Source organism: Pseudomonas sp. 300, assembly GCF_055803035.1.
In genome coordinates, this window is sequence record NZ_JAVLRV010000001.1 from 783,731 (window position 1) to 806,964 (window position 23,234).

General features: G+C 60.0%; 22 protein-coding genes and 1 pseudogene. 13 read left to right on the top strand and 10 right to left on the bottom strand.

Annotation, left to right across the window (positions count from 1 at the left end; translation table 11 throughout):
* The first annotated feature begins 159 nt into the window (after positions 1–159).
* Positions 160–924, top strand: coding sequence for a sulfite exporter TauE/SafE family protein (locus Q7W83_RS03545; RefSeq protein ID WP_150654379.1), 765 nt, complete (start codon positions 160–162; stop codon positions 922–924).
* Here Q7W83_RS03545 and Q7W83_RS03550 read toward each other — a convergent pair.
* On the bottom strand, positions 914–1,228 hold the full coding sequence (locus Q7W83_RS03550) for a putative quinol monooxygenase (protein WP_150634448.1): 315 nt from the start codon (positions 1,226–1,228) through the stop codon (positions 914–916). The genes Q7W83_RS03545 and Q7W83_RS03550 overlap by 11 nt on opposite strands.
* A gap of 163 nt (positions 1,229–1,391) precedes the next feature.
* Between Q7W83_RS03550 and mdaB the strand changes: the two genes are divergently transcribed.
* From mdaB to Q7W83_RS03590, 8 genes are all read left to right on the top strand, one after another.
* The gene (gene mdaB, locus Q7W83_RS03555; protein WP_150639766.1) at positions 1,392–1,982 is read left to right on the top strand and encodes an NADPH:quinone oxidoreductase MdaB; all 591 of its coding nucleotides are present in this window, start codon (positions 1,392–1,394) and stop codon (positions 1,980–1,982) included.
* Positions 1,983–2,126: 144 nt separating this feature from the next.
* Complete coding sequence (locus tag Q7W83_RS03560) at positions 2,127–3,038, top strand: LysR family transcriptional regulator (protein WP_150639765.1); 912 nt, start codon at positions 2,127–2,129, stop codon at positions 3,036–3,038.
* A gap of 103 nt (positions 3,039–3,141) precedes the next feature.
* Positions 3,142–4,035 carry an NAD-dependent epimerase/dehydratase family protein gene (locus tag Q7W83_RS03565; protein ID WP_473655681.1) on the top strand — a complete coding sequence of 298 codons (894 nt, stop codon included), beginning with the start codon at positions 3,142–3,144 and terminating at the stop codon, positions 4,033–4,035.
* A gap of 193 nt (positions 4,036–4,228) precedes the next feature.
* Positions 4,229–5,674, top strand: coding sequence for a SulP family inorganic anion transporter (locus Q7W83_RS03570; RefSeq protein ID WP_150634452.1), 1,446 nt, complete (start codon positions 4,229–4,231; stop codon positions 5,672–5,674).
* 185 nt (positions 5,675–5,859) lie between these two features.
* A complete protein-coding gene (locus Q7W83_RS03575; RefSeq protein ID WP_150639763.1) occupies positions 5,860–7,209 on the top strand; it encodes a GntT/GntP/DsdX family permease in 1,350 nt (449 codons plus the stop codon).
* A 15-nt stretch (positions 7,210–7,224) separates the two neighbouring features.
* Positions 7,225–8,085, top strand: a complete 861-nt coding sequence (locus Q7W83_RS03580; RefSeq protein WP_150639762.1) for a MurR/RpiR family transcriptional regulator — start codon at positions 7,225–7,227, stop codon at positions 8,083–8,085.
* 1 nt (position 8,086) lies between these two features.
* A complete protein-coding gene (locus tag Q7W83_RS03585) occupies positions 8,087–9,544 on the top strand; it encodes an N-acyl-D-amino-acid deacylase family protein (RefSeq protein WP_150639761.1) in 1,458 nt (485 codons plus the stop codon).
* Between the two features lie 119 nt (positions 9,545–9,663).
* Complete coding sequence (locus Q7W83_RS03590) at positions 9,664–10,032, top strand: glyoxalase superfamily protein (RefSeq protein ID WP_150634456.1); 369 nt, start codon at positions 9,664–9,666, stop codon at positions 10,030–10,032.
* 214 nt (positions 10,033–10,246) lie between these two features.
* On the opposite strand, the gene Q7W83_RS03595 is transcribed toward Q7W83_RS03590, so the two are convergent.
* A complete protein-coding gene (locus Q7W83_RS03595) occupies positions 10,247–11,110 on the bottom strand; it encodes a methyl-accepting chemotaxis protein (protein ID WP_412071082.1) in 864 nt (287 codons plus the stop codon).
* A gap of 42 nt (positions 11,111–11,152) precedes the next feature.
* Positions 11,153–12,265: pseudogene (locus tag Q7W83_RS03600) on the bottom strand (methyl-accepting chemotaxis protein); the annotation flags it as partial.
* A 156-nt stretch (positions 12,266–12,421) separates the two neighbouring features.
* Here Q7W83_RS03600 and pmrG point away from each other — a divergent pair.
* Both pmrG and Q7W83_RS03610 read left to right on the top strand, forming a co-directional pair.
* Entirely contained in the window at positions 12,422–13,093 is a 672-nt protein-coding gene (gene pmrG, locus Q7W83_RS03605; RefSeq protein ID WP_150634458.1) for a lipopolysaccharide core heptose(II)-phosphate phosphatase PmrG, read from the top strand.
* Positions 13,090–13,944: a phosphatase PAP2 family protein gene (locus tag Q7W83_RS03610; RefSeq protein ID WP_473655682.1), complete on the top strand. Its 855-nt coding sequence runs from the start codon at positions 13,090–13,092 to the stop codon at positions 13,942–13,944. Before pmrG ends, Q7W83_RS03610 begins: the two co-directional genes overlap by 4 nt.
* 158 nt (positions 13,945–14,102) lie before the next feature.
* Here Q7W83_RS03610 and Q7W83_RS03615 read toward each other — a convergent pair whose 3' ends face one another.
* The 7 genes from Q7W83_RS03615 to Q7W83_RS03645 form a co-directional block, all read right to left on the bottom strand.
* Positions 14,103–14,363: a DUF6124 family protein gene (locus Q7W83_RS03615; RefSeq protein WP_150634224.1), complete on the bottom strand. Its 261-nt coding sequence runs from the start codon at positions 14,361–14,363 to the stop codon at positions 14,103–14,105.
* A 341-nt stretch (positions 14,364–14,704) separates the two neighbouring features.
* Complete coding sequence (locus Q7W83_RS03620) at positions 14,705–16,144, bottom strand: ArnT family glycosyltransferase (protein WP_473655683.1); 1,440 nt, start codon at positions 16,142–16,144, stop codon at positions 14,705–14,707.
* 78 nt (positions 16,145–16,222) lie between these two features.
* Entirely contained in the window at positions 16,223–17,245 is a 1,023-nt protein-coding gene (locus Q7W83_RS03625; protein WP_150654384.1) for a sensor histidine kinase, read from the bottom strand.
* Positions 17,246–17,255: 10 nt separating this feature from the next.
* On the bottom strand, positions 17,256–18,716 hold the full coding sequence (locus tag Q7W83_RS03630) for an ATPase domain-containing protein (RefSeq protein ID WP_150639757.1): 1,461 nt from the start codon (positions 18,714–18,716) through the stop codon (positions 17,256–17,258).
* Positions 18,713–19,147 (bottom strand): hypothetical protein, encoded by a 435-nt coding sequence (locus tag Q7W83_RS03635; protein WP_224787851.1) that lies wholly within the window; start codon positions 19,145–19,147, stop codon positions 18,713–18,715. Before Q7W83_RS03635 ends, Q7W83_RS03630 begins: the two co-directional genes overlap by 4 nt.
* Before the next feature lie 367 nt (positions 19,148–19,514).
* Positions 19,515–20,438: a hypothetical protein gene (locus Q7W83_RS03640; protein ID WP_150639756.1), complete on the bottom strand. Its 924-nt coding sequence runs from the start codon at positions 20,436–20,438 to the stop codon at positions 19,515–19,517.
* Positions 20,439–20,684: 246 nt separating this feature from the next.
* A complete protein-coding gene (locus Q7W83_RS03645) occupies positions 20,685–21,230 on the bottom strand; it encodes a hypothetical protein (protein WP_473655684.1) in 546 nt (181 codons plus the stop codon).
* Between the two features lie 399 nt (positions 21,231–21,629).
* On the opposite strand from Q7W83_RS03645, the gene Q7W83_RS03650 reads away from it, so the two are divergent.
* Positions 21,630–22,568, top strand: coding sequence for an enoyl-CoA hydratase/isomerase family protein (locus Q7W83_RS03650; RefSeq protein WP_191623757.1), 939 nt, complete (start codon positions 21,630–21,632; stop codon positions 22,566–22,568).
* Between the two features lie 34 nt (positions 22,569–22,602).
* Positions 22,603–23,025 carry an organic hydroperoxide resistance protein gene (locus Q7W83_RS03655; RefSeq protein WP_150634204.1) on the top strand — a complete coding sequence of 141 codons (423 nt, stop codon included), beginning with the start codon at positions 22,603–22,605 and terminating at the stop codon, positions 23,023–23,025.
* The last annotated feature ends 209 nt before the right edge of the window (positions 23,026–23,234 follow it).

The following is a 23,234-nucleotide window of genomic DNA, read 5'->3' on the forward strand; positions in this document are numbered from 1 at the left end:
CGTTTCGCCCATTTTGCGACCCGCACAATACTGGTGGGAGCGGGCTTGCCCGCGATGGCGTCAGTTGCATCAATACATTCTTAAGCCTCTACCAAAACAAGAGGCACGCTCAGTATATGGCAGATTTCCAACCGACCCGTCCGGGCCCACCATAGCCCCATGAATACACTCTCTGCGTTTTACCAAAACCTCGGGTTGACCCTTTCATTGCTGGTCATCGTCACCTTCCTCCTGGCCGGCATGATCAAAGGCGTCATCGGCCTCGGCCTGCCAACCATCGCCATGGGCCTGCTCGGTCTGGCTATGGCACCGTCGCAGGCTGCGGCGTTGCTGATTATTCCCGCGACCCTGACCAACATCTGGCAACTGGCCTTCGGCGGGCATTTGCGCGGGCTGGTCAGACGGCTGTGGCCGATGCTGCTGGCGATCCTCATCGGCACCGGTGCCGGTACGGTGTGGATCGGCATGGCCGGCGGTCATTGGGTGGTGCGAGGGTTGGGCGCGGCGTTGCTGCTCTACGCGTTGAGCGGACTGTTTCTGCCGACCTTGCGTGTCGGCAGTCAGACCGAGCGCTGGCTCGGTCCACTGTGCGGCGTGCTCACCGGCGTCATCACTTCGGCCACCGGCGTCTTCGTGATTCCTGCGGTGCCGTATCTGCAAGCACTGGGTTTGAATAGGGATGAACTGGTGCAGGCGCTGGGCCTGTCGTTCACCGTGTCGACCCTCGCACTCGCCGCCGGCCTGTTGTGGCGCGGGGCGCTGGGCGGTGGTGAGTTGAGCGCGTCATTGCTGGCGCTGATCCCGGCAGTGCTGGGCATGTTGCTTGGGCAATGGCTGCGTCAGCGGATCAGCGCCGTACTGTTCAAACGCGTGTTCTTCATCGGCCTCGGTGTGCTCGGCGGCCACCTGCTGATCAGCGGGTAGCGGACGACGGGCTAAGCATCTCGACGGCGCGGATATCGAAATCACCTTCCAGGTATTCCTCGCGTTGTTCGAGGAACTGCTTCATGTGCGGCAGGTTCGAGTGCACGTCGAGGTGCGCCTGGGATTGCCAGATCTCGAAGAAGATAAACAGCGTCGGGTCCTGTTTGTCGCGCAGCATGTGGTACTCGATGCAGCCGGGCTCGGCACGACTCGCTTCCACATAGCCACGGAAGAACGCTTCGAAGGCGTCGGATTTTTCCGGGCGAGTCTTCGCGTGCAGGATGAAGCCTTGTATTTCACTCATCAAAAAATCTCCTCAAGTTCAGAATCGGCGCAAGTGTATGGCAACAATCACCTGTCGATTCGTGCTTATGGGTCAAATGAATTTTGCGAGTTCAGGGCTTATTCCGCGCGAGGCTGATCGCTAACCTGCCGCCATCCACTTTCTGACCCTTCCGAGATTTCTCATGAAAAAAGTCTTGTTGCTCAATGGCGGCAAACAGTTTGCTCACTCCGATGGCCGCTACAACACCACCCTGCACGAAGCCGCGTTGAGCGTGCTGGATCGCGGCGGCGTTGATGTGAAAACCACCTTCATCGACGAGGGGTACGACGTCGCCGAAGAGGTCGCCAAATTCCTCTGGGCCGATGTGATCATTTACCAGATGCCGGGCTGGTGGATGGGCGCGCCATGGACCGTGAAGAAGTACATCGACGAAGTCTTCACCGAAGGCCACGGCAGCCTCTACGCCAGCGACGGCCGCACCCGTTCCGATGCCTCGCAAAAGTACGGCAGCGGTGGTCTGGTGCACGGCAAGCAATACCTGTTGTCGTTGACCTGGAACGCGCCGCAGCAAGCCTTCGACGACCCGACCGACTTCTTCGAAGGCAAGGGCGTGGACGCGGTGTACTTCCCGTTCCACAAGGCCAACGAGTTCCTCGGCATGACCGGCTTGCCGACGTTCCTGGCCGTTGACGTGATGAAGCGCCCGAACATCGAAGCCGATGTGGCGCGTTATGAGCAGCATTTGACCGAGGTGTTTGGCCTCAAGGCTTGAGGCTCGGCTACTATCGATACTTCGCGCAAGAACCTGGAGCCCGGCTTGCCGGCGATGGCGATCTTGAATACGCCATCGCCGGCAAGCCGGGCTCCTACGAAAAGCGATTTAAGCGCGGCAATGAATTATCGATAAGGGGCATTCGTGAAAGCCAGATCCGATGAGTTGCAGATTTTCGTCTGCGTGATTGAGTGCGGGTCGATTTCCGCTGCGGCCGAACAAGTCGGCCAGACGCCTTCGGCGGTCAGCCGCACGTTGTCGCGGCTGGAGGCCAAGCTCGATACCACGCTGATCAACCGCACTACACGGCGCATGGATTTGACGGAGGAGGGCAAGTATTTCTTCGAGCACGCCAAACTGATTCTCGATCAAATGGCGGAGCTTGAAGAGCGCCTCAGTTCACGTCAGCAAACCCCGTCCGGGCGTCTGCGGATCAACGCAGCGTCACCGTTCATGCTGCACGCCATCGTGCCCCACATCGATGAGTTCCGCCGGCTCTACCCGGACATCCAGCTCGAACTCAACAGCAACGACCTGATCATCGACCTGCTCGAACAAAGCACCGACATCGCCATCCGCATCGGCGCCCTGGCCGACTCGACCCTGCACGCCCGTTCACTGGGTTGCAGTCCGCTGCACATCGTCGCCAGCCCGGCCTACCTTGAGCAACATGGCACACCACTGGTGGTCGAGGAGCTGACGGGGCACGCGCTGCTGGGTTTCACGAATAACGAAGGCCTCAACCAATGGCCGCTGCGCTATGTGCATGGCGACCGCTGGCCGATTCAGGCGTCGATCAGCGCGTCCAGCGGCGAGACGATCAGGCAGCTGGCGCTTGAAGGTCAGGGCATTGCCAGCCTGTCGCATTTCATGACCATCGACGACATCCGGGCCGGGCGCCTGAAGGTGCTGCTGGCGGATTTCAACAGCGGTTATCGCCAGCCGATCAACGCGGTCTATTACCGCAACTCGCAATTGGCCCTGCGGATTCAGTGCTTCCTGGACTTTATCCAGAGCAAATTGGCGGTGTATGCGAATGCGGATTTCGAGGGTTGATTCGTGATCCCTGCGCAAGAGTGAATTGGGTCAACGGGGATTTTTCAGCGGTGATGACTGCTTGATACTCGTTGCATCACTTATTCACGCAGGGAGTTTCTCCATGAACGTATTCGTTACCGGCGCTGCAGGTTTCATCGGCGGCTCCATCGCCACCGGCCTGATTCGCGCAGGCCACAAGGTCAACGGCCTGGTGCGCAGCAGCGAGCAAGCCAATGAACTGAGCGCGTTGGGCATCACCCCGGTCATCGGCACTCTTGACGACAGCGCACTACTGGCCGAACAGGCCCGTGCTGCGGACGCGGTGATCAACGCCGCCAGCAGCGATCATCGCGGTGCGGTGGAAGCGTTGCTCAATGCCTTGCGCGGTTCCAACAAAGTGTTCCTGCACACCAGCGGTTCGAGCATCGTCGGCGATGCGTCGGGCGGCAAGTTCAGCGACGTCATCTATCACGAAGACACGCTGCCGGAACCGACGGTCGACAAGGCTGCTCGCGTGGCCATCGACAACCTGATCCTCGCGGCGGCGAACGACGGGGTGAACTCGGCGGTCATCTGCAACACGCTGATCTACGGCCACAGCCTGGGCGTCAAGCGCGACAGCGTGCAGTTGCCGCGCCTGCTGAAGCAGGCACGCAAAAGTGGCGTGGTGCGCCATGTCGGCACCGGCCAGAACATCTGGTCCAACGTGCACATCGAAGACGTTGTTTCCCTGTACCTGCTGGCGCTGAGCAAAAACGTACCGGGCACCTTCTACTTCGTTGAAAGCGGTGAGGCGTCGTTCATCGACATGACCACGGCGATTGCCGAAGCGTTGAAGCTGGGTGGGCCGCAGGACTGGCCGCTGAAAGAGGCCGAAGCCGAGTGGGGTTATGAAATGGCCAACTATGGTTTGGGTTCCAACAGTCGGGTGCGCGGCAAGCATGCGCGGGAACTGTTGGGCTGGGCGCCGAAGCGGACGTCGGTGGTTGAGTGGATTCGGGACGAGATGGTTTGAGTTCGCTCTAGACCGCGTCGCTGCCATCGCGAGCAAGCTCGCTCCCACATTCGACCGTATTCCTCCAGATGGAATGCGGTCGAATGTGGGAGCGGGCTTGCTCGCGATGGCGTTTCCGACGGCCCTGCAACTGGCCGGGCTTCCCTCAATTCCGTAACATCCGCCCCTTCTTCCCCTGCTGTGTCCTGTTCCCATGAAAGCAAAACGTCTGCGCGCTGATGTCCTGGCCGGGCTCACCACCTCGTTTGCCTTATTGCCCGAATGCATCGCCTTCGCGCTGGTGGCCCACCTCAATCCGTTGATGGGGCTTTATGGCGCGTTCATCATTTGCACCCTGACCGCGCTGTTCGGCGGCCGGCCGGGCATGGTGTCGGGTGCGGCCGGTTCGATGGCCGTGGTGATCGTCGCGCTGGTGGTGCAGCACGGTGTGCAATATTTACTCGCGACGGTGTTGCTGGGCGGGTTGATCATGCTGGCGTTCGGGTTGCTGAAGCTCGGCAAACTGGTGCGCATGGTGCCGCACCCGGTGATGCTTGGCTTCGTCAATGGCTTGGCAATCATCATCGCGCTGGCGCAACTGGAACACTTCAAGAGCGGTGACAACTGGCTCAGCGGCTCACCGCTGTATGTGATGAGCGGGTTGGTGGCGATGACGATGGCGATTGTCTATCTGCTGCCGCGCCTGACACGTGCCGTACCTCCGGCATTGGTGGCGATTCTGGGCGTAGGACTTGCTGTTTATCTGCTCGGTCTGCCGACCCGAACGCTGGGTGACATGGCGCACATCGCCGGTGGCTTGCCGACGTTTGCCTTGCCGGACATTCCCTGGACGCTGGACACCCTGCGCATCATCGCGCCTTACGCGATCCTGATGGCGCTGGTCGGTCTGCTGGAAACCCTGCTGACCCTGAACCTCACCGATGAAATCACCGAAAGCCGCGGCTTCCCGGATCGCGAATGCGTGGCGCTGGGCGCGGCCAACATGGTTTCTGGCGTGTTTGGCGGCATGGGCGGTTGCGCGATGATCGGCCAGACCGTGATCAACCTCAGCTCCGGTGGTCGTGGTCGGCTGTCTGGCGTGGTGGCCGGCGTGCTGATTCTGCTGTTCATTTTGTTTTTGTCGCCGCTGATCGAGCGTATTCCGCTGGCCGCATTGGTTGGCGTGATGTTTGTGGTGTCGCAGCAGACGTTTGCCTGGGCCTCGTTGCGGGTGGTCAACAAGGTGCCGCTGAACGACGTGCTGGTGATCGTCGCCGTCACGGTCATCACGGTGTTCACCGATCTGGCCACCGCCGTGCTCTGCGGGATCATCATTGCCGCGCTGAACTTCGCCTGGCAGCAGGCCCGCGAGTTGTATGCCGACAGTCACCTCGAAGCCGACGGCAGCAAGCTTTACCTGCTGCATGGCACGCTGTTCTTCGCCTCGACAACACCGTTTCTCAACCAGTTCGATCCCGCGAATGACCCGCCCTTGGTGACGATTGATTGCCGTCACCTGAGCTTCGTCGACTACTCGGCCATCGCCGCGCTCAAGACCCTGCGCGAACGCTACGCCAAGGCTGGCAAGCACCTGCGTGTGCTGCACTTGTCCGAGCGTTGCAAGAAGTTGCTCAAGCGTGCGCGGGTGAGTCACGACTGAATAACACCGGGCAGGCGCGATGAAAGTCAGCCTGCCCGATTTTCATATTGACCGACCTCGCATACCTCTCAGCGACAACCCTTACCCCTCTACGAAAATTACTTTCACCTCGTTTGAAAATCACCTCTCGAAATGTTTTAAGAGTTTCACAACCCATTCGACGTGACCCTTTCGAGGAGTACCGCATGACCCTGTCCTTCGGCTATTGGCTGCTGGTGTATGCCGCCATCGCCATCATTGCCCTGATCGTTCTGATCGCCCGTTACCGACTCAATCCCTTCATCGTGATTACCCTGGTCTCCATCGGCCTGGCGCTGCTGGCCGGCATGCCGCCATCCGGGGTGGTCGGCGCCTACGAGGCCGGCGTGGGCAAAACTTTGGGGCACATTGCGCTGGTGGTGGCGCTGGGGACGATGCTCGGCAAGATGATGGCCGAGTCCGGCGGCGCCGAGCAGGTGGCGCGCACCTTGATCGACCGTTTCGGCGAGAAGAACGCGCACTGGGCGATGGTCTGCATCGCGTTTCTGGTCGGGCTGCCGCTGTTCTTCGAAGTCGGTTTCGTGTTGCTGGTGCCGATCGCCTTTACCGTGGCGCGCCGCGTTGGCGTGTCGATCCTGATGGTCGGTTTGCCGATGGTCGCCGGGCTCTCGGTGGTGCATGCCCTGGTGCCGCCGCACCCGGCGGCGATGCTCGCGGTGCAGGTGTATGGGGCGTCGGTCGGGCAGACCTTGATGTACGCGATTCTGATCGGCATTCCGACCGCGATCATCGCCGGTCCGTTGTACGCCAAGTTCATCGTGCCGCGCATTCAACTGCCGGCGGAAAACCCGCTGGAACGCCAGTTCCTCGACCGTGAACCGCGCGACAGCCTGCCGGGTTTCGGCATCACCATGGCGACCATTCTGTTGCCGGTGGTGCTGATGCTGATCGGCGGCTGGGCCAACCTGATTTCCACGCCGGGCAGCGGCTTCAACCAGTTTTTGCTGTTCATCGGCAACTCGGTGATCGCCTTGCTGCTGGCGACCTTGCTCAGCTTCTGGACCCTCGGCATCGCCCAGGGCTTCAACCGCGAATCGATCCTCAAATTCACCAACGAATGCCTGGCGCCGACCGCCAGCATCACCTTGCTGGTGGGCGCCGGCGGCGGCTTGAACCGGATTCTGGTGGACGCCGGGGTCACCGACCAGATCGTCAGCCTGGCCCATGAGTTTCACTTGTCGCCGCTGATCATGGGCTGGCTGTTCGCCGCGTTGATGCGCATCGCCACCGGTTCCGCCACCGTGGCCATGACCACCGCCTCGGGCATCGTCGCGCCGGTGGCCATTGGTCTGGGTTATCCGCATCCGGAGTTGCTGGTGCTGGCGACCGGCGCGGGGTCGGTTATCTTTTCCCACGTCAACGACGGCGGCTTCTGGTTGATCAAGGAATACTTCAACATGACCGTCGCCCAGACGTTCAAGACCTGGACCGTGCTGGAGACCATTATTTCGCTGGTCGCCTTCGCGTTGACCGTGGGTCTTTCTTACCTGATTTAACCGGAGCCGCCTGCCATGGACATCCTCTACCAGATCCGCGCCCGTCAGGATTCCTTCAGCGCCGGCGAAGGACGCATCGCACGGCTGATGCTCGACGACGTAGGATTTGCCTCTGCCGCCAGCCTTGATGAATTGGCGCTGAGAGCGGAAGTCAGCACCGCCACGCTGTCGCGTTTCGCCCGCACGGTGGGTTGCCGCGACTTGCGCGACCTGCGCCTGCAACTGGCCCAGGCCAGCGGCGTTGGCAGTCGTTTTCTCGACCCGGCGGGCACGCCCGATCAGTCGGCGTTCTACGGGCAGATTGTCGGTGATATCGAGTCGACGTTGCGTCAGCACCTGTCGGCGTTCGACGAGTCGCGCTTCGCCGACGCGGTGAAGCTGTTGGGCAAGGCGCGGATGATTCACGCCTTCGGCATGGGCGGTTGCTCGACCTTGTGCAGCGATGAACTGCAAGTGCGGCTGGTGCGCTTCGGCTACCCGATTTCGGCGTGCCACGACCCGGTGATGATGCGGATCACCGCGGCCAGTCTAGGCGCCGAAAACGCAGTTATCGTCTGTTCGCTGACCGGCATCACTCCCGAATTGCTCGAAGCCGTCGAACTGGCGCGCAACTACGGCGCACGGATTGTCGCCATCACCCGGGCCGACTCGCCGTTGGCGCAATTGGCCGATGTGCTGCTGCCGCTGCAAGGCGTCGAAACCTCGTTCATCTACAAACCTACGGCGGCACGCTACGGCATGTTGCTGGCCATCGACGTGCTCGCTACCGAGCTGGCGCTGGCCAATCCTGAAGACAATCAAGAACGTCTGCGGCGGATCAAACTCGCCCTCGACGATTACCGCGGCGGCGACGATCACTTGCCGCTGGGAGACTGACATGCTGTACGACACGCTGATCCGCAACGCCCTGATCATCGATGGCAGCAACGCCCCCGGTTACCCCGCCGACGTGGCGATTCTGCACGGTCGCATCGAGTGCATCGGCGACCTTCGAGACGCCACCGCCAACGAAGAAATCGACGCTGCCGGCCGAGTGCTGGCACCGGGTTTCATCGACGTGCACACCCACGACGACACGGTGGTGATCCGTCAGCCGCAGATGTTGCCCAAGCTCAGCCAGGGCGTGACCACGGTGATCGTCGGCAATTGCGGGATCAGCGCTTCGCCGGTGAGTTTGAAGGGCGATCCGCCAGACCCGATGAACCTGCTCGGCACCTCGGCGGCCTTCGTTTATCCGACCTTCCGCGATTACCGGGCGGCGGTCGAAGCGGCGAACACCACGCTGAACGTCGCCGCTCTGGTCGGCCACACCGCGTTGCGCAGCAATCATCTTGATGATTTGTTTCGCACTGCTACGGCGGATGAAATCAGCGCGATGCGTGAGCAACTGCGCGAAAGCCTTGAGGCCGGCGCGTTGGGTTTGTCCACCGGCCTGGCATACGCCAGCGCTTACTCGGCGTCCACCGATGAAGTGATGCAATTGACCGAAGAACTGACCGCCTTCGGTGCGGTGTACACCACCCATTTGCGCAGTGAATTCGAGCCCGTGCTGGAGGCCATGGACGAGGCGTTCCAGATCGGCCGCCACGCACAATCCCCCGTGATCATTTCCCACCTCAAATGTGCCGGCGCCGGTAACTGGGGTCGCAGTCCGCAACTGCTGGCGTCGCTTGAAAAGGCCGCGAAAACCCACCCGGTGGGCTGCGATTGCTATCCCTACGCCGCGAGCTCTTCGACCCTGGACCTCAAGCAAGTCACCGACGCCCATCGCATCACCATTACCTGGTCTACGCCACATCCGGAACTCGGTGGCCGCGACCTGATGGACATCGCCGCCGAATGGGGCGTGCCGTTGCTCGAAGCCGCTCGCCGCCTGCAACCGGCGGGCGCGGTGTACTACGGAATGGACGAGGCGGACGTGAGAAGAATCCTCGCGCATCCGCTGTCCATGGTCGGCTCTGACGGCTTGCCGGAAGACCCGTTCCCGCATCCACGCTTGTGGGGCGCTTTCCCACGGGTGCTCGGCCATTTCAGTCGCGATGTCGGGCTGTTTCCGTTGCACACCGCGGTACACAAAATGACCGGTTTGTCCGCAGCGCGATTCGGCTTGAAGCAGCGTGGCGAAATCCGTGAAGGGCACTGGGCGGACCTGGTGTTGTTCGATCCTGCGACCATTCGTGACGTGGCGGATTTCAATGATCCGCAACGGGCGGCTGAAGGCATCGATGGGGTGTGGGTCAACGGTGTGTTGAGTTACAGCGATGGGCAGGCGAACGGCAGAAGGGAAGGGCGGTTTCTGGCGCGGGAAGGGGACTTGCGTGGCGGGTTTCAGTAATGATTCCGAGTGCTGCGTCACAGTGATGGCACATCGCAACTAAAGAAAGCCATCGCCAAGCCGAAGCGATGACACTAGCCCGGCTACACTCTGGGCCTTTCCAGTCTGGGAGCAACTTCATGAGCTTCGGCAAAACCACCCCGATCCTGCGGATTTTCGACGAACAGAAGGCCGTGGAGTTCTACGTCGATTTCCTCGGTTTCAAGATCGACTGGCAGCATCGTTTCGAGCCGAATTTTCCGCTGTACCTGCAAGTCTCCCGTGGCGAATGCGTGCTGCACCTGTCCGAACACCACGGCGATGCCACGCCGGGCTCGGCATTGCGCATAGAGACGGATGAGCTGGAGGCGTTTCAGCAGCAATTGCTGGCCAAGGAATACAAGTTCTCGCACCCGCAGATTCAGGCCATGCCGTGGGGCAGCCAGGACATGACCATTGCCGACCCGTTCGGCAATCGATTGGTGTTTACCAATGCGATCAGTGTGTAAGGCGGCGGGGTCGAGTTAGATCTGCCTTGGCGCCAGGTAGAGCGGTGAATACCAGGCCAGGCGGATCCGAATTATCTGTTGCTTGTTCGAAAGCCATCGCGGGCAAGCCCGCTCCCACAGAGTTTCATGTGTGCCGCAGAATGTGGCATCGACACAAAACCTGTGGGAGCGGGCTTGCCCGCGATGGGGTCAGTGATTCAACGCTGACCGAACGTCAAACCCTGAAATGGCTCACCATCATCTGCAACTGATTGCCCAACCGCGCCAGTTCAACACTGGATTTAGCGGTTTCGTCGCTGGCAGCGGCGGTCTGTTCGGACACGTCGCGCACGTTGATGATGCTGCGGCTTATCTCTTCGGCCACGGCGCTTTGCTGTTCGGCGGCGGCAGCGATCTGCTGGTTCATCGACTGGATGTTGGACACCGTGCGGGTGATGTTTTCCAGTGACACACCCGCCTTGCGGGTCAGGGCGACGCTACTGTCGGTGAGGACGCGGCTGTTGTTCATCACGGCGGACACTTGTTGCGTGCCGTTCTGCAAACCGGCCACCAGGCCTTCGATTTCTTCGGTAGATTTCTGCGTGCGCTGGGCCAGGCCGCGGACTTCGTCGGCTACCACGGCAAAACCACGACCGGCTTCACCGGCACGCGCGGCTTCGATCGCGGCGTTGAGTGCCAGCAGGTTGGTCTGTTCGGCCACAGCCTTGATCACGTCCATGACGCTGCCGATTTTGTCGCTTTCCTGTTGCAGCACGCTCATGGCTTCGGTGGAACGCACCACTTCGCTGGCCAGACGTTCGATCTGGGCGATGGCTTCGTTGACCACTTTGTCGCCTTCGCGGGCTTCGCCGTCGGCGGCGGCTGCGGCTTGCGAAGCTTCTTCGGCGTTGCGCGCGACTTCCTGCACCGTGGCGGTCATCTCGTGCATGGCGGTGGCCACTTGATCGGTCTCGATCTTCTGGCTGTTAACGCCGGCGCTGGTCTGCCCGGTCACGGCGGACAATTCTTCGGCGGCGCTGGCGATCTGAGTGACGCCGTCGCGGATACCGCTGATCAAGTCACGCAGGGTCACGCCCATGCGTGCGATGCCTTGCTGCAACACGCCGAGTTCATCGCGGCGAGTGACTTTGACGTCCTGGGACAGGTCGCCGCTGGCGATGCGCTCGACCACTGCCAGCGTGTCGCGCAGCGGGCCAGTGATCTGACGGGTGATGATGACGGCGGCAATGATCCCGACCAACAACGCCAGCAAGGTGCTGATCAGTTGCAGGGTACGCGCCTGGTCGCTTTCGGCGTCGCGGCGGTCGAGCTGGATCTGATACAGCTGCTCGCTGAGGGTCACGATAGCGGCGCCCTGATCGGTCATTTCCTTGCGCGCCTGCACGGCATCGCTGCTCGCGACTTTATAGGCCTGCAAGGCGCTGCGGTAGTTGCCCAAAGCGGTTTCCAACTGACGCAACTCGTCCAGCTGAGTGTCGGCGAATTGCGCATTGAGTTGTTTCAGGCTGGCGATGGCTGCGTCGAGTTGGCCGACGGCTTTCTGCTCGGTCTCGGCGTTGGTGGTCGCGGTGTAGCCGCGCACTTCGTAGCGGGCCAGCATGAACGCTTCCTTGGCGGCGGTGATGGCCTGGAATTGTTCGAAGCGCTGATCGCTCAACGGCATTTGTTGTACGCGGGTACTGATGGCGTTGATCAGCGAGTACGCGGTTTCCGCGTTGGCGCCCATGGCGTCGCGCGCGCTGTTGCCGGCGCGGTAGGCGCTGCGCATTTTGTTCAGGGACGTTTTGTACGCGTCAATTTGCGTACCTTGCTCTTTGAGCAGCTTGAGGTTTTCCGGGCTCTTGAATTTCACCAGCAGCGCTTGTTGCTGAGCGGCAAACGCATCCAGGGTGGTCTGGACGTTCTGCGCAGTGGTTTCATCGCCGTTGGTCAGCATGTATTGCAGGCGAACCACACGCAGCTTGGTCAGGCCGGCATTGAGCTGGGTGATGTCGCTCATCCAGTTGCTGCGGTCAATCAGGCTGCCCAGGCTGGTCCAGCCGGTCAGGGCGAGGATGCAGGTCAGTGCCAGGACCAGGCCAAACCCGAGGCCCAGTTTCATGTTCACGCTGATGTTGCCGAACCAGCTATTCATCAAATTCCTCCAGGAACGTTGCGCTTTCGGTCGTCGGTTGGCTGGAAGATTGTTGTTTTTGGTAGCCAAGGGTGTGTAGCAGGTCTGTATCGGCAGCATTCGCGAGAGCTGAAAGGATTTTGTCAGGCCGTTCTGTAACAAGATTTTTGCGCGGCTTAAGCTTTTTTTCACATGGGTTTCACCGACTGCCGACGCGAGGCTCTCTACCCTCGCGGCATCGAATGTAAGTGATGCATGCCGGTGAGGCGGCCTGATGTGGAATTGAGACTGAGTCTGTTCGGGATCAAACGCTCGATTGATCTGAGCCGTTGGGCCCGCTATCGAAACTCCGCAGTGGTGCTGGCCTCGGCACTGCTGGTCATACCGCTGACCGTCTGGCTGTTGCGGCCGGCTGCCGTGCCGGACCTGGCCCATGGCAATGTGGCCGGTGCGCAGGCGTTGCTATCCGGCTGGGCGAAAGGCGAGATGATTGTGCTGGTGCGTCATGTCGAGCGCTGCGATCACTCCAGAGCCGCGTGCCTGGCCGGCAATGACGGCATCACGGATCGTTCGCGCAGCGTCGCGGTGAGTGTCGGAGCCCAGTTTGAACAGCTGGGGCTGGAGAGGGCGGACATCTACAACAGCCCGATGATTCGCACCGCGCAGACCGCCAGCTATATGTTCAACAAGGTGGGTGCCGATGAAGACTGGTTGATCAGTTGCAAGGGCACGATGCTGCGCGATGCTTTGGCGCACAAAGTGGCGGGTCGCAATCTGATTCTGGTGACTCACAGCGAATGCATGGCGCAGATAGAGAAAGACCTCAAGTTGCCAACTGCCTCCCTCGGTTACGGTGCCTCTTTGTTTATCTCCGCCGCCACACCACAAACACCGAAAATGCTCGGTTTCATTGAAGCTTCCGACTGGCGCACGGTGACCACCCGATGAGTAATGCTATGCGTTTTTACGGCTTGAATTTTGGTATCCCCCTGTTTTGCGCGGCGGTGGTGTTCCTGCTGTTCGACATGACCACCATCGATATCGCGTTCAGCAATCTTTTTTTCGATCCGGTCACCCAGACCTTCCCGCTCGATCAAGTGCACTTCTTTGAAAAGCTCACGCACAAATGGGCGCGGATCATTCCGAACTGGACCGGTGAAGTCGCCGTGATCGGCGCGATAGCGTCGTTTGTCTGGCCGCTGATCAACACGACAAAGCATCCGCGTCTCGGGCGCTTCCTTGAGCGCAGCAAAGCTGCACCTGTGCTGCGGTTTGCCAATGACCATCAACGGGATTTTCTGTTTGTGGTGGTTGCGTTTGCCATTTGCACCGGCGTGATCCATTTCCTCAAGTCGCACACCAGCGTGTATTGCCCGATTGAAACGACCCTGTACGGCGGGAAAATTGCCCACATGGAGTGGTACAACAATTTCCAGCTGTTCAGGGAAGCCGGCGATGGCCGCTGCTGGCCGGGCGGGCATGCATCGGGCGGGTTCACCATGCTTGCGCTGTACTTCGTCGCGCGCCGTTACCGCTGGCGTTATTCGAAAGCGCTGATGTACGGCTCGCTGCTGCTCGGTTTTGTCTATGGCACGACGCGGGTGCTGCAAGGCTGGCACTACATGTCCCACACGTTCTGGGCGGGGATCTTCGTGTGGCTGGCGTGTTTGCTGACAGCGTTGGCGTTTTATGGGCGAGCGCGGCTTGAAAAACCGCTATCGACTGACCTGCCGTCATCAAGAGCAGGCTCGTTCCTACAGGAGACTGCGGTCGTAAGCGCAATCCGTGAGCAACAATGAAGCTATGCAGGAGCAAGTTTGCTCGCGATAGCGGTGGGTCAAGCGAAATTGTTGTCGACGGGGGCGCAGTCATCGCGAGCAGGCTCGCTCCCACAAGGGAACGCGGTCCAATGTGGGAGCGAGCCTGCTCGCGATGAACGATGACGCGGTATGCCTGCCTAGTCCTGCGGATCAACGTTATCCAGTGCCTGGTTCACTGCCAGCTCCGCGAGCATGATGATCTGCGCAATGGCCAGCGCGGTGTTGCGCTGCGAACCGTTCAGGTAGGTGGCTAAATCGCTGGTCATGACGCTGGCGGATGCCAGTGACTCGCAGGCATGGGCGAGGAGGTTTTCGGTGCCGATGTCGGGGAGGATCGTGAAAAAGGGGCTGGGGCGGTAGGGTTTGTTGGTGGGGGGATCGGGGATTAACTTATCCAAATGACAGTCCTCATTAATTAGGCACCATCCCTTGCCGTTTCTCACGCGGTAGAAGAGGTGGCAGCTGTGTGCGGAGTGAGAAACCGGGGAGGACAAGCTCCGGCCAGACCGAAGTCCGCCCGCACACAGCCGCCATAACGAAACTGCAGGCAGCGGATAAGCTGGCGGCAATTATGGTGGTTATGGCACTGGATTAACATCTTCCTCCGGGTTCTCACACCCGATCACTGAGTTTTCAGTGACAAGCAAAGACTAAAGAGCCCGCTTCCGAGCAACAACCCTAAAAATCTGTGGGTGTTTTCTTTGTTTTTGGTAGGACATGTCCTGCAATGAAGACCGCCTCACTGCCCGACAAAGTAGTAATCCTGACGACCCACCCGCATCACTTTCAGCACTTTCAAGGGCGCCACCGGTTCAGTGTCGCCCGCCAGGATCGCCACGTTGGACGCAGAAGTGCTCAGAAACTCATGCAACTGCGCTTCGGTATCCAGTCCCTTCAGTACGCTTTGCGTATAGAACACGCTCGCACCGCCCACGCGTTCATTGGCCTGGAACAGCGCAACGTGCTGCCCGTTGGCCTGCATCGTCTGAATCTGCTCGGTCAGCGGCAGGAAGGACAGTTTGCGATCCGCATGGGGCAGCGCCCATTGTGCGGCCGCCAGGTAGCTGCCGATCACCACGGCCAATGCGCTCATGGCCAGCCCCTGACGATGGCGAGCCAGACGACCCAACAGATTCGAGGCGCCTTCGTAAGCCTTGGCGCGTTCGAACAGAACACTCGCATACTCCGCTGCAATCACCGCCGCCGCGGGCGTCATGGACATCAGGTAAACCGTGCGCTTGCTCGACGCCAACGTCAGCATGACGAATTGCGCCAGCACCCACAGGCTGAAGAACAACAAGTAACGATTGGCCATCAGGCTTTTGCGGAAATGCCACAGCCCCAGATACACCAGAATGTTCCACGGCAAAAAGGCTTGCGGCAGTTTGGCGAGGTAGTAGTAGAACGGTTCGTAATGCCCTGCTTCGACAAACGAACCGCTGAACCGCCCGACACTGTTGGTCAGCAGCACTTGCGCCAGTGCCGGCGCGCCGCCGCGCTGATACAGCACCGCCAGCCAGATAATCAATGGCACCAGCCCCAGCAGCGTCAGCAGCCCGGGGCGTAGCCAGTCCGAAACTTTCAGCTGCCGGTCGAGCACACTCTCGGCCAACAAGTACGCGAAGATCACCACGCCCGGCATCGCCAGGCCCAACACGCCTTTGCTCAACGTCGCGATGGCAATCCCCGCAGCAAACAGCAAGGCGTTGCCGACGCTCGCCTGGCGATGGCCCTGAAAAAATGCGAGCAGCGCCATGCTCACGCCGAGGGCGAGCAACGCGTCTTCGCCGACGCCGCGCACGTTGCTCCAGTAGCTGGCCATGGTTGCCAGCAGTAGGCCCGCTGTCCAGGCAATCGCGTTGGGCCGCCCGAACCGGCGCAGCATCGCGAACAGCAGAATGACACTGAACAATCCGGCCACCGCCGACGCCAGCCGCACGGCCCACGGTGTACTGCCGAATGCGCGGATGGCCCCGGCATCGAGCCACAGGCTCAGGGGCGGTTTCTCCAGAAACGGTTCGCCGAACAACCGTGGCGTCACCCAGTCGTTATCCAGGTGCATTTGCATGGCAATCCCGGCGACCCGCGCCTCGGTGGAGCCTTGCAGTTGGTGATTGCCCAGGGCAAAGAAAAACAGCAGGGCAGTTAGCAGAAACAACGAAGAGGCGGGACGCAACATGGTGTCTGGCTGCCGAGAAGGGATCCCGCGAGCATACGGCGCGAATGCTTAACGAATTGTGAACGCCCTGCGAAAAATTCAGACCGCCAGCGGCAAGGTCACGATGAAGATACTGCCCTGGCCGGTGCCGTCGCTGATGCCGATCACTTGGCCGCCATGGGCTTCGACCAGCTCACGCACCACCGTCAGGCCAATGCCCAGGCCTGCGCCATAGAAGCCCACCGCATGAACATCCTGCACAAAGGGCTCGAAGATAAACGGCAGTGTCTCAGGGGAAATACCGATGCCGTTATCGCCAATGCTTATTTTCAGCCGATCGGCTTCGGTGGTGACCGACAGCGTGACCGTGCCACCCGCCGGCGTGTATTTGGCGGCATTGCCCAGCAGATTGCCGAGAATCTGCGCGAGGCGCGAAGGGTCGCCGTTCACCGCCAACGCACACTCGGGCAGTTCTGCGCTGAATTGCAAATGGTGAGCGGTCATCACCGGATCACAGATTTCTATCGCCTCGTGGATGATCTGCACCATATCGACGAGGCGGCAATCGAGGCGAAACTTGCCGGTGTCGGCGCGGGCGACGTCAAGCAAGTCTTCCACCAGCCGAGACATGTGCTGCACCTGACCTTCGATCAGTTGCTGCATGCGTGGCAATTCCTCACTGGGCACCCGTACCAGTCGACCGGCAATCATGCTGATGGGCGTCAGCGGATTTCGCAATTCGTGGGCCACCAGCGTGAGCACCTTGCGTTGCTGTTCCAGCGCGCGTTCAGCCGCGACCTGCAGGCGTTTGGCGCTCAGTGCGGCGATCACCAGTTGCTCGTTGGCTTCGCGTATCTCCAGGTACAGTCGCTGTTCTGCCTGCGCGAGTTTCGGCCTGTCGGCCTCAGATTGCGCCGACAGAATCGCCAGCACCAATTGCTGATTGGCCTCGATCAGTTGCTCGACCTGTTGGCTATCGACGAGCTGGGTGTTGGCGTCGCTCAGTTCTTTGTTCAACGCCGCCAGCACCGCGCGCGCTTCGACGGTTTTCTGGCCGAGCAGGAACAGTTCGCGTGCCGCAGTGGCTATCGCTTGCTCGTTCCCGCCATTGGCCTCGTTCATGATGTTTGACTCATCCTTGGTCGTTGCCCAGTCGGTGTCGGGTAGGTCGGCCGCCGAGCAGGCCTTCCTGGTCCGGTAGCATTTCGCCGATCTGCAAGCCTTTATCATCGATGCGGTACACGCGCAGTTCATCGGAGTGGGCGCTGGCCCGCACTTTGACCACGGCCATGATGCGCAACAGGCGGCTCTGCACTTCAATGTAGCGCTGAACGATGATCGCGTCGGTGAGAAATGCCGTTCCATAGGGGCTGAAGCGCAAATCGGTGTAGCGGTCTTCCAGCTCCGAGGTCATCAACACGCTGACCCCGACGCTGGTGAGGGCGGTGACCATGCGCGACAGCGACTCGCGAAAGTCTTCGCGGAAGGTCGGGGCCAGCGCCAGTTCGAAACCTGACAAAGAGTCGATCACCACGCGGGTAGCCTTCAGTCGGGCGATTTCACTCAACAGCAACTGCACGATCTCGTCGATGGACAAGTCCGGTGCGCGGCTGTCCACCAGGCCGACCTGTCCGCTCTGAATCAGACCGGCAAGGGTGGCGTTTTGCGAGTGATTGGGCCGTTGCTCGAACACCGCAATCACACCGGTTTCGCCATTGCGCGCGCCTTCAGCGAGGAACGTCGCGGCGAGTATGCTTTTGCCCGAGCCCGAGGGGCCGGCCACCAGCAGCGAATACCCACGCGGCAGGCCACCGCCGAGCATCTCGTCGAGCTGGGGCACGCCCATTTTCAGGCGTTTGATCGGGAACTCCAGCGGCGCTTCAACCGGGTTGAGTGCCGCTGGCGCGAAGACTTTGATCCCCGACGTGGCGATGCGGAACGTGTGCAGCCCCGGCAGCGTCGGCTGGCCACGCATCTTCATGATTTCCATCTTGCGCACCATGGAGTTGCGCTGAACGCTCTGGCGCAGCCAGATCAGGCCGTCGGCCACAGTGAAAATCGGGTTGGTGTCGGTTTCGGTGAAATACTCGCCAATCAGGAAGGTGGTCGCCTGCCAGGTGGTCATCAACATGCCCAGTTGTTGAACAAACTGCGGCAGGTTGTTGTTCGGGTTGTCCTGAGTCTGGCTCGCCAGCACCACGGAGCGGAAGGAATCGACGAACACCAGCGCCGGGGAGTGCGCCTCCACCTCGCTGACGATGCGCCGCAGTACTTCGTCCAGATTCCCGGCGAGGGTGTCGTCGGCCAGGTTGATGTAACGGATCGACTGATTGATCGCTTCGCTGTCGAAAAAGTCGAATTGCTGCTGATAACGCAGCATCTTCAGCGGCGGCTCGCCGAGCACGGTAAAGAACAGCGCCGGACGCTCGGGCGTCGCCAGGGCAAACATCATCTGATGCGCGAGGGTGGTTTTGCCGCAGCCTGGGGGGCCGGCGATCAGGTTGAACGAAAACTCCGGCAAACCTCCGCCCAGCACCTCGTCCAGTCCTGGCACGCCGGTGGCCAGGCGGTTGATAGTTACTTTGGTGCTCATGGCGAATTTTCCTGCGAAGAGGTGTCGCTCAAAGAAGGTTCCCACACGCCACGAAGCAAACGTGCGGTGAGCGAGGGCCCGATCAGCGTGGTCAGTAACTCGTAAAAGGTTGTCAGCAACACTTCACCGAAAAACAACGCATCGGCGTTGCTTTGCTCAACGAGTACGGCCTTGAGGGCGTTCAGATTCGGGAAGGCCTGCACACTGTCATAAGTGCCGGCCAGGTGTGGATGGTTGGAGACGCACAGATGAAGGCTGCGGCGATAAAGCGCGGCTACCCCATGCTGGCCGATGATGGGCGAGAGGGCCGCATCCATGGCCTGCAATATTGACTCGATCGCTTGCGCGACGGTTGCAACGTCAGCGTTGGGGCCAACGCAGTGCGTCAGAGAAGCTACGATCTGACGGCTCTCTTCGCTAAGCGTGGACATGGCTAACTGATATCCGAAGGACTGGCTTTGATGGTACACCCTATGGGCGTCGGGGTAGGGATTTGTGTCAGATGGGCTGGTTTGCCGGAAAACAGACAAAAAAAAGCCCGCGGGAGGGCGGGCAAACCGTAGTTTCTTGAATGAGCGAGCGCAATGTACCGGTTGCCGGGGCGCGATGGGGTGAAGAAAAATTCATCTGCGCCGCGTGCGCTCGCTCGTCTGCTTCTGCTGTGTCAGAAGGTGTGCTTGGGCCTGGTAATCCGAGGCTGGCTGAACGGCTGTCTCGCTTTCAACGGTTTGAATCACACGTCCTTCAGCGTCCTTGGTAACGGCGATCGTCCAGGCACAGGTCTCGCTCAGGGATTGTTCAATACTCCGTCACCCCATCAACCCTCAACACCCACCCGGCCTCCCCAGGCATCAACCTGTACTGAATCTGCCGCATTCGCCCCGTCCTGCCCGCTCCGGCATCACTGCTGTCATACACCGGAAACCGCCGCACCAGTGCGTTCTCCAGCACGGCAAACTCATCCTCGCCTTGATAACCCTCCGCTGTTGTCGCGTTTTCGCTGACATCCGGCAGATAAATCTCGCTGAGTGATTTCTTCCGATTGGCTGCGTAGGCAATCAACTCACCCGGCAACCTGGGGCCAGGTGATCTGGCGAACACGTAAACCTCCGGTGAGCCATCCTGATCAAGGTCTGCGACTTCCGCCCGGACGATGTCGCCGGTCAGCGGGCGAGTAATGTCCGAGTTGTCGATTTCCAGCCCTTGAGGGGAAATACGTAATGCCCGACGTCCACCCACCAGCTCGCTTTTCACCTGAAAGTGAATGCCTTGCAGTTCGAGCGTCTGGTCAAATGGCGCAGCGCCGTGCGTGCTGTCCACGGGGCTGAGGTGCAATGAAAGGCGGTAATTAGCCACTTCATTGCGCCGCGCGGCGTTGCGCATGAGGTAGACCTGGACCGTGTACTCGCCATCGGCGGGCAGCGGTCCGAGGAAGTGATTACCCATGACCGAGCTGTTGAACAGCGCAAAGTCGGCGCCTTTGGCGGTGATGTTGAAGTAGGCCGAGGTGTTGGACGGCTCGAGGTCGACGGTCAGGATCTGGCCCGCCTTTGCGCTCAGACGGTACTGAGCGGTGAGTTGACCTTTGATCGAGTCGGAGCGCTTGACGGTGTCAGAGTCGCTCTTGAAATCGATCTGTTCGACGCGCGTCGCGACCTCGGTGGCGGCGTGTGTCGGCAGGCAAATCATGGTCGCCAGAAGGGCAGTGACCCAGATGTTCATGTTGATCTTCCTGAGTGCTGCAGTTCGCTGTGTCGCCGCTGCATCTGACACATCAGCATAGAGCCTGCGGCGCGGTGGTCAGGTAAAACGTCAATGACCGAAAGACACATCGGTGGACACCGAACCGGGTTTAAGCAAATCCGGTGGTGGGGATTTCAGCTGGCGAAAAAAAAGCCGTGAAGCTTCGATTTCTCGACGCTCTACGGCTTTGTTCAGTCTGCGCAGCAAGAACCTTTGCGAGCCAGATTACTTGGCCTTCGCGCTCTTGATGTCGCTGATGATTTGCTGCGCAATCGCCTGAACCTGCTTTTTGGTCATGGCCGACATCACACCTTCCCATGCCGTCGATGACGTGTCATAGGTTCGAGTGCCGATCAGGCTCCCCGACTTCAAGTCAGAAAAATCGGCACTGGAATTGACCCAGGCGTTACCCACCATAATGCCAGCGGCAACACGTGACCCGGTCGTCAGGTAGCGGAAGTTGCTCACGTTGATGGTGATGCCGACGCCATCCTTGGTGTTCGAGCTCGAAGTCTGAGCCTCAGTGAGGCCGTAGCCGGCACGAGTGGCTTCTGCTTGCAGAGCCTCATTCCAGTCACGCTGCAAAAGGGGCCAGTCTTCATTCTGTTTAACCTTGCTGTTCCCTTTGAAATTGACCACCAGGTTTTGCTTTGCCGACTCCTGGATCGCCAGTGCTTCAGAGCCGCCACTTTTTACCGACGCTGCGCAACCGCTCAGAAGAGACGCAGCCAGGAGGCATGAAAGGGAGAGCAAAAACTTTGGATTTTTCATTGAATTTCCATATCCAGAACGATTGGGAGGGCGTTAACGGCGAATGATGTCGATTTGATGGCGAAAGGCACGATCCTGAGGTGAAGCGAATGATTTCGTCAAGCGACGCGGGAGCAATCAACATATCGACGACAATCATTCAGGCACAAAAAAGGCACTGGCAATCATCGCCAAGTGCCTTTTTTTTCGCCTGCCGGCTTCCGACTGACGTCACTTGAAAGGCCAAGGTGCGCTGCTAACCTTGATCATTCGGAGCTGCCGACGACAGACGATCTGTTCCGGGCCACCTCTTGATGCGAGTGTCACTCGATCGATCAAGCCGCCCCTCGCCCCAACCGCCCATCGACTCCTGGCGATATCTCCGACACGTGTCTTTCGATAGCACTCTGGAGATACCCCATGAAACTGCAGTTGCTCAGTGTTGCGCTCATGTTCGCGGGTATGGCGACGGCCAGCCTGACCTTCGCCGGTGAAACGGCCCCAGCCACCCCCTCGAAATCGGCCACGCCCGCCGTCAAACAGGAGATCAAACTCACGCGCGTCACGCCGGAGTACTGGCGCGTCACGTTCCACAATCCGCCGTACAACATCTACGGCCCGGAAACCATGCCGCAATTGAATGAGGTCATCACCGCGCTCGAGACCGACCCGAAGGTCAAAGTGGTGGTGTTCGACAGCGATGTTCCGGATTTCTTCCTTACCCACTATGACTTCGTGCCGCCACTGACGGATACGACAAGTCTGCCCAACGGCCCTACCGGGCTTCCGCCGCTGCCCGACATGCTGGTGCGATTGAGCAAGGCGCCAGTTGTCTCGATCGTATCTATTCGCGGTCGCGCCACCGGCGTCGGCAGTGAGTTGTCACTGGCCAGCGACATGCGCTTTGCCAGTCGCGAAAAGGCCATCCTGTCGCAATGGGAAATCGGCGCTGCGCTGGTGCCGGGCGGTGGCCCCATGGCTCGATTGCCGCGGCTGATGGGGCGTGGGCGCGCACTGGAAGTGTTGCTCACCGGTAACGATATCGATGGCGATCTGGCTGAACGCTATGGCTACGTCAATCGTGCGCTACCCGATGCCGAACTCGATGCGTTCGTCGACACCATGGCCCGCCGTATTGCCCGGTTTGACAAGCAGTCGATCACCGAGATCAAACGCCTGGTCGATGCCTCGAGTTTGCCACCCAACGAGGCTATCGCCGCCGAATGGGACGGGTTCATCGGCTCGGTGAAACGCCCGGCGGCGCAGCAACGGATCAAGCAATTGATGGAGCTTGGCTTGCAGAAGAATGCGGATGTTGAAAAACGCCTGGCGCATCACACCGGCACCCTCGGCGACTGATCAACAACCCCCCCACCTATCAGGAGTTATTGTCATGAGCACTGCATTGGAAACCGTCCTGTACACCGCAAAAACCCACACCGTCGGCGGCCGAACCGGCACCGGAAAATCAAGCGATGGCGAGCTCGACGTAAAATTCAGCTCCCCCGGCTCGGGCAAACCGGGGACCAACCCGGAGCAACTGTTTGCACTCGGTTATTCAGCCTGCTTTATCGGCGCGATCCAGGTGGCGGCCGGTAAATTGAAAGTCAAATTACCGGAGGATACGTCGGTGGATGCCGAGGTTGATCTGGGCAAAACCAATGGCGGGGATTTTCAGTTGGCGGTCAGATTGAACGTCAATATTCCTGGTCTGGAGGAGGGCGTTAAAAGAGAACTGGCGGAGGCGGCGCATCAGATCTGCCCTTATTCGCGGATGACGCGGGGCCACGTGGCAGTGGAGTTGAAAGTCGTTTGACCGGGCATCTGTAGGAGCGAGCGGTGCGTCAGTCGACTCGTTATCGAGTGCCGGCAGCCTTCTCATTATTAACTCCCAGATGCAACAAAACCCGCTTTTGGCGGGTTTTGTTTTGCTTCTTCAGCAAGCTAAGCTGATGTGGTTGACCGGGCGTTTGATGCCGGACTACGCCTACAACTTGAACGTATCTACCACGTTTCTGAGTCACC